Raw genomic sequence first — 7318 nt, 5'->3', positions numbered from 1 at the left:
GATAGTAGGGTTGGTAAAAAAAGAAGAGGTTAAGGAAATGACAGATAGACTAATAGAAGATTTAACTTTAAAAGAAGGCTATATAAATGGAAAACCAACTACTATAACAATAGAAAGAATAGTTAGTGAAAAAGATGAGGTAGTCTAGTAATATGGACTAGCTCTTTTTTTGTTTAAATAAATCTATTTTATTTGATTAAATGTCTATTTTTTGGCGATAATTATTGATGATAATGAATTATAGATGTTATAGATTATTTTAAAGGTAGTAAATTTACATCACGATAATAAAAAAGTGTAAAAAGAACTTGAATATTTAATAGATTTCTACTATACTATACAAGAAAAGAAAGGGATGAGGCGTATGTTAGGATTTGTATTAAAAAAAATTGATAGCTTTATGGTCTCATTTTTTATATTTGGTTAGTGAACATATCAGTTTTTATTGATATGTTTTTTTTAAGGATTCAAGGAGGATAAAGATGAAAGCTTACTTAATTTTAGAAGATGGCAGTATATTTGAAGGTGAAAGTATTGGTGCAATTAAAGAAGTAGTCAGTGAGTTCGTATTTAATACATCAATGACAGGATATCTAGAAGTTTTAACTGATCCTTCTTATGCTGGACAATCAGTTGTTATGACTTATCCATTAATTGGTAATTATGGAGTATGTTTAGAAGATCAAGAATCAAAAAAGCCTTTTGTAGAAGGGTTTGTTGTTAATGAATTATCACGTTTAGGAAGTAATTTCCGTAAAGATATGGATTTAGAAGAGTATTTGAAATTACATAATATTCCTGGAATTCAAGGTATTGACACTCGTAACCTTACAAAGATTATTAGAAATAAAGGTTGTATGAATGGAATGATTACAACAGTTAAATATGATAATCTTGATGAAGTTATGCAAAGAATCCATGCTTTTAAAGTTACTGGTGTAGTAGAAAAGACAACTTGTAAAGAAACATATCAAGTAGGTAATGGTGATAAAAAAGTTGCTTTAATGGATTATGGAGCTAAAGCAAATATTGCTAAAAGTTTAGCTAAACGTGGTTTAGAAGTAACTGTATTTCCTGCTAGTACACCTGCAAGTGTGATCTTAGAAGGAAATTATGATGGAATTATGCTTTCTAATGGTCCTGGTGATCCAGAAGAAAATACTGAAATTATTGAACAAATTAAAATTTTAGCTAAAAGTGATACACCTATTTTTGCGATTTGTTTAGGACATCAGTTAATGGCTTTAGCACATGGTTTTAAAACAGAAAAAATGAAATATGGACATCATGGTGCTAATCATCCAGTAAAAAATTTAGATACTGATCGAGTTTATATTTCAACACAAAACCATAACTATGTAATTAAAGAAGATTCAATTGATCCTGAAGTTGCAAAACCATGGTTTGTAAATGTTAATGATAAGACAATTGAAGGAGTAGAATATTTAAATAAAAATATTAAAACTGTTCAATTTCACCCTGAAGCATGTGCTGGTCCTTTAGATACCGATGCTTTATTTGATGAGTTTATTAAAATGATGGAGGTAAAGTAAGATGCCAAAAGATAGTAGAATAAAAAAAGTATTAGTAATTGGTTCAGGACCAATTATCATTGGTCAAGCAGCAGAATTTGATTATGCTGGGACACAGGCTTGTCGAGCTTTAAAAGAAGAAGGAATCGAAGTAGTTTTAATTAACTCAAATCCAGCAACGATCATGACTGATAAAGATATTGCTGATCGTGTTTATATTGAACCATTAACAGTACCAGTAGTAAAAAATTTAATTATAAAAGAAAAACCAGATAGTATTTTACCTACTTTAGGTGGTCAAAATGCTTTAAATATTGCCATGGCTTTGGCTGATGAAGGCTTTTTAGATAAGCATAATGTAAGAACAATCGGAACATCTACTAATACAATTAAATTAGCAGAAGACCGTTTAGAATTTAAAAACCTAATGGAAAAAATTGAGGAACCATGTGCAGCTAGCTTAGTTGTTAATCATGTTGATGATGCATTAGAATTTGCAAGAAAAATTGGTTATCCGGTTGTTGTTAGACCAGCATACACATTAGGTGGAACTGGTGGCGGTATCGCTCATAATGAAACTCAACTTCATGATATTTGTTCTAATGGTCTAAGATTATCACGAGTTAATCAATGTTTAATTGAACGTTGTATTGCTGGATGGAAAGAAATTGAATATGAAGTAATGCGTGATAGTGCTGGAAACTGCATTACTGTATGTAACATGGAAAACGTTGATCCAGTTGGGGTACATACTGGTGATAGTATTGTCGTTGCTCCTAGTCAAACATTAGGGGATAAAGAATATCAAATGTTACGTTCATCAGCATTAAATATTATTACAGCATTAAATATTGAAGGTGGCTGCAATGTACAATTTGCCTTACATCCTGAAAGTTTTGAATATTGCGTAATCGAAGTAAACCCACGTGTTAGCCGTTCATCAGCTTTAGCTAGTAAAGCCACTGGTTATCCAATTGCTAAATTAGCAGCAAAAATTGCTCTTGGTTATACTTTAGATGAAATTGTTAATGCGGTAACTGGTAAAACATATGCATCTTATGAACCAACATTAGATTATATTGTTTGTAAGATTCCTAAATGGCCATTTGATAAATTTGTTGATGCTTCAAGAGAATTAGGTACTCAAATGAAAGCAACTGGTGAAGTTATGAGTATTTGTAATAATTTTGAAGGAGCGTTAATGAAAGCATTACGTTCATTAGAACAAAATGTATATTATCTTCATTTAGATGAACTTGAAGGTAAAGATGAAGAATTTTTAATGAAACAATTAGAAGTTGTTGATGATCATCGATTATTTGTTATTGCTGAGGCTTTAAGACAAGGAATTAGTGAACAAATTATTCATAATATTACTAAAATTGATATTTGGTTTATTGATAAAATTAAACATTTAATTGAAGTTGAAAATCAATTGAAAAATGAAGAATTAACAGTTGATTTATTAAAAACTGCTAAACGATTAGAATATCCTAATCATGTAATTGCTAAATTAACTGGTAAAACTGTTGATGAAATAAAACAAATGTGTAAGGAAAATAATATTCATGCAGTTTATAAAATAGTAGATACTTGTGCAGCTGAATTTGATGCTTCAACACCATATTATTATTCAGTTTATGGTGGAGTGAATGAGGTTGATCCTCGTGATGATAAAAAGAAAATTATGGTATTAGGATCAGGACCAATTAGAATTGGTCAAGGAATTGAGTTTGATTATTGTTCAGTTCATTGTGTATGGGCTTTAAAAGAAGCTGGTTATGATACAATTATTGTCAACAATAACCCAGAAACTGTAAGTACTGATTTTGATATCGCTGATCGTTTATATTTTGAACCATTAACACCAGAAGATGTTGAAAATATTGTTGATATTGAAAAACCTGATGGAGCAATTGTTCAATTTGGTGGACAAACAGCAATTAAACTTACTAAAGCATTAATGGAAATGGGTGTTAAAATTTTAGGTACTTCAGCTGATGATGTAGATGCTGCTGAAGATAGAGAAAGATTTGATGAAATTCTAGAAAAATGTCATATTGATCGTCCTCGTGGTTCAACAGTATTTACAGTTGAAGAAGCTTTAGAGGTAGCTAATAAATTAAAATATCCAGTTTTAGTTAGACCATCATATGTATTAGGTGGTGCTGGTATGGAAATTTGTTTGAATGATGGTGACGTTAAAAAATTCATGGAAATTATTAACCGTCAATATCAAGAACATCCAATTTTAATTGATAAATATTTATCTGGTAAAGAAGTAGAAGTTGATGCTATTTGTGATGAACATGGTGTTTTAATTCCAGGAATTATGGAACACGTAGAAAGAGCAGGAGTTCACTCTGGAGATAGTATTTCAGTTTATCCTTCTCAAAAAATCAAAGATCACATTAAAGATACAATTGTTGAATATACAAAACGTTTAGCTAAAGCATTAAACGTTATTGGATTAATTAATATTCAATTTATTGTTTATGAAGATCAAGTATATGTAATTGAAGTAAATCCACGTTCAAGTAGAACAATACCATATATTTCTAAAGTAACTGATATTCCTGTTGTTGATGTGGCTACTCATGTAATTATGGGTAAATCAATTGGTGAACAAGGATATGAATATGGATTAGCTCCTGAAAAACAAACAGTAGCTGTTAAAATGCCAGTATTCTCATTTGAAAAAATTAAAGGTGCTGAAATTAGTTTAGGACCTGAAATGAAATCAACTGGTGAAGTTTTAGGAATTTCTACAGATTATGATGAAGCTATTTATAAAGCATTTATCGGTAGCGGAATTAATTTACCAAAGAAAAAGAATATTATTTGTACAATCAAAGATTCAGCTAAAGATGAATTTTTACCAATTGCAAAACAATATTATATGTTTGGATATGATTTATATGCAACAGAAGGTACTTATAATTTCTTAAAAGAAAACAATATTCCTGTAAATTTAGTTAATCGTATTGATGCAAAATCTAATACTATGTTTGATTTAATGTTGACTGATACTGTAGATTTAGTTATTGATATTCCAACTAGAAATAATAACTTAAAAGATGGTTTCTTAATTAGAAGATTTGCAGTTGAAGCAGGTATTCCAATCTTTACATCATTAGATACAGCTCAAGCATTGATTACTAGTTTAGAAAAACGTCATAAAGGCGATACAACATTAGTGGATATTACAAGATTGAAATAATAAAAAGACCGTTGGTGAACTTACTTTAAAGCAAGTAAGTTCATTAAACGGTCGTTTTTTTCTAATGTTTTAAAAACCAAAGCCCCAATTACTAATACTATTAACTCACCGATTGCTACATAGCAGGCATTAATTAAATATGGAATCTGGTAAGCATACCATAATTCACCGCCAATAATAACCCCAGTGATTACTGCTCCTAAAAAAGCAGCTAAATAACGATTCTTCGCAAAATACATCGCAATACATACAATTAATGTACTGATTGATCCAAAGACGATGTCTAACATTCCTAATGGTGAAAATAAATTAGCTAAAATACAACCAATAGTTAAACCAGGAATATAGCGATAATTATAAAACGCTAGAAACACCATTATCTCTGATAATCTAAATTGAATTTGCGAATATGCGATGGGTGAGATTACTAAAGTGAGTGCAGCGTAAACCCCAGCAATCATCGCATTGATAACAACTAGTTTTACTGAAATACCTTTTTTCATATAAATTAACCTTTCTTAGTATTATTTTCACTTATATGTCACCTCATTGAAAACATTGACTATTATAATGGATTTATTATTAATTTACTAGTAAATATATTAAGAATTTTCAATGCTAATTATATATGGCTAAATAAATTTTATTTATATTTAAAATAAACATTAATTATTTTTCTTTTATTTTTAAATATTCTTTTAATATGCTAATATTATTAAGAAGGGATGGGGTTTATTATATGCCAGAGCGAGTAGTAGTTAGAAAACATGAAAAAGTTGAATATGCAAATAATAGTTTTTTTACTTTTAGTCATAATTATTATAATCAAGATTATTGTTTTGAATCTCATTGGCATAATAGTATTGAAATCACTTATGTTGTTAAGGGTGAAAAAATACAAAGGATGGAAAATGAAGAAATTGTGGCTAAAACAGGAACCTTATTGTTAGTAAATTCTGGTGTTAGTCATGATATTGATGTAAAAAAAGGAATTGAGGGTATAGTTTTATTAATTGATCGTAAATTTATTAATCATGTTTGTCCTAATGCGATTGGTAAAAGGTTTGATTTAGAAAAAAATTTAGAAGTTAAACAAAAAATTATTAATATATTACTTAAAATTTATAGAAATGAGAGTCAAGAAAACAATTTAATTGATACATATATTGATATATTAATAATCATTGATTTACTAACTAAGTATCTAATAGATGATAAATATTATATTCAAGAAAAGCATGATGATGAGTTATATGAATTAGTTATTGAGGTAATTAATTATATTGATAAAAATTATAAACAAAAGATAAGTTTAAATGAACTTGCTGCTTTAACAAATTATAACAAGTCGTATTTATCGACTGTTTTTAAAAAGAAAATGGGGATAAGTATTTTTGAATATATAAAAAATGTTCGTATTCAGCATTGTTTAGATGATTTAAAATATAGTGATGAATCAATTGTTGATATTGCTTTAAATAATGGTTTTCCAAATATTCAAGCTTTTAATCGGACTTTCAAAGAACTATTTCAGATGACACCTAAACAATATCGGAAAAAAACTAGAAAATGATTAAGATTGTTCTAGAAAAATGACAATTTTAATCATTTTTTTCATGATAGAATCTTTATCAAGAAAGGAAGGATAGAATGAAAAAAATGAAGAAATTATTTACAGTAATCGTAAGTTTAGCATTAGCTATATCTACATACTGTACACCATTATTTGCGGTTGAAAGCAATGAAAGTTATCCGGTTCAATTATATGGTGAAGTAACTGATGCTGGCCAAGTTATTTCTAAAATGGTAATTGATTATGGTGAAACTCATAAGGTTAGAGGAGTAACAACGGAGACATTCAAAGTTCATGTTAATGGAACAAATCCTGAAGAGTATAATGTTCCTGAAAATGAGATAAGCTACAATGCAAAAGAATACGATAGAAAAATCGTTAAAGTAGAGACTGAAGGTCAATATGTAACTGTGTATTTTGATATGTCCGAGGGTTCTACGTTAACTTATTTACAAAACGGAGGACGAAATATACCGTTAGATTTAGAGTATACGATTACTCAGATTAATCCTCTTACATTGACATCTGCTGATGGCAGAGAGTTAGATACTAATTGGATTGGAAATTATACATGTGATAATACAGTTAAAGATGAAGAAACATCAAAATTCCAATCTATTATTGTTGATGGTGGAATTAACTATCAATATTATGATGCCTCAAAAGGTGATTCATTAGTTGTCTGGTTCCATGGTAACGGTGAAGGAGATTATCATAGTTCAAATAATAATGTTGCTCAAATGTTAGGAAATAGAGGAACTGTTGCCTGGGCAACTGATGAAGCACAAAATATCTTTGGTGGTGCAGATGTAATGGCATTCCAAGCACCAGATACATGGTATTATGCACAACGTGATGGATTATTAGAAAAAGCATATAATGAAATCCAGGAAGTAATTAAAACAAAAGGAATAGATCCAGATAAAGTATATGTATCAGGATGCTCAGCAGGTGGATACATGACAACAAGAATGTTAATTGCTTATCCAGATT

General features: G+C 29.3%; 4 protein-coding genes and 1 pseudogene. 4 read left to right on the top strand and 1 reads right to left on the bottom strand.

What is annotated here, in order from left to right:
* The first annotated feature begins 482 nt into the window (after positions 1-482).
* A complete protein-coding gene (locus tag B5F09_RS14005) occupies positions 483-1553 on the top strand; it encodes a carbamoyl phosphate synthase small subunit (protein ID WP_087374953.1) in 1071 nt (356 codons plus the stop codon).
* Position 1554: 1 nt separating this feature from the next.
* A complete protein-coding gene (carB, locus tag B5F09_RS14000; protein ID WP_087374951.1) occupies positions 1555-4752 on the top strand; it encodes a carbamoyl-phosphate synthase large subunit in 3198 nt (1065 codons plus the stop codon).
* A gap of 20 nt (positions 4753-4772) precedes the next feature.
* Here the strand turns inward: carB and B5F09_RS13995 are convergent, their stop codons facing one another.
* The gene (locus tag B5F09_RS13995) at positions 4773-5255 is read right to left on the bottom strand and encodes a QueT transporter family protein (RefSeq protein WP_087303348.1); all 483 of its coding nucleotides are present in this window, start codon (positions 5253-5255) and stop codon (positions 4773-4775) included.
* Between the two features lie 236 nt (positions 5256-5491).
* Between B5F09_RS13995 and B5F09_RS13990 the strand changes: the two genes are divergently transcribed.
* On the top strand, positions 5492-6325 hold the full coding sequence (locus B5F09_RS13990; protein ID WP_087374949.1) for an AraC family transcriptional regulator: 834 nt from the start codon (positions 5492-5494) through the stop codon (positions 6323-6325).
* Between the two features lie 77 nt (positions 6326-6402).
* Positions 6403-7318 (top strand): annotated as a pseudogene (locus tag B5F09_RS13985) (phospholipase); the annotation flags it as partial.

The organism is Erysipelatoclostridium sp. An173 (assembly GCF_002160495.1).
Classification (GTDB): Bacteria; Bacillota_I; Bacilli_A; order Erysipelotrichales; family Coprobacillaceae; genus Thomasclavelia; species Thomasclavelia merdavium.
The sequence above is the reverse complement of the archived record's forward strand: the minus strand, read 5'-3'. Positions and strand labels throughout refer to the sequence as shown.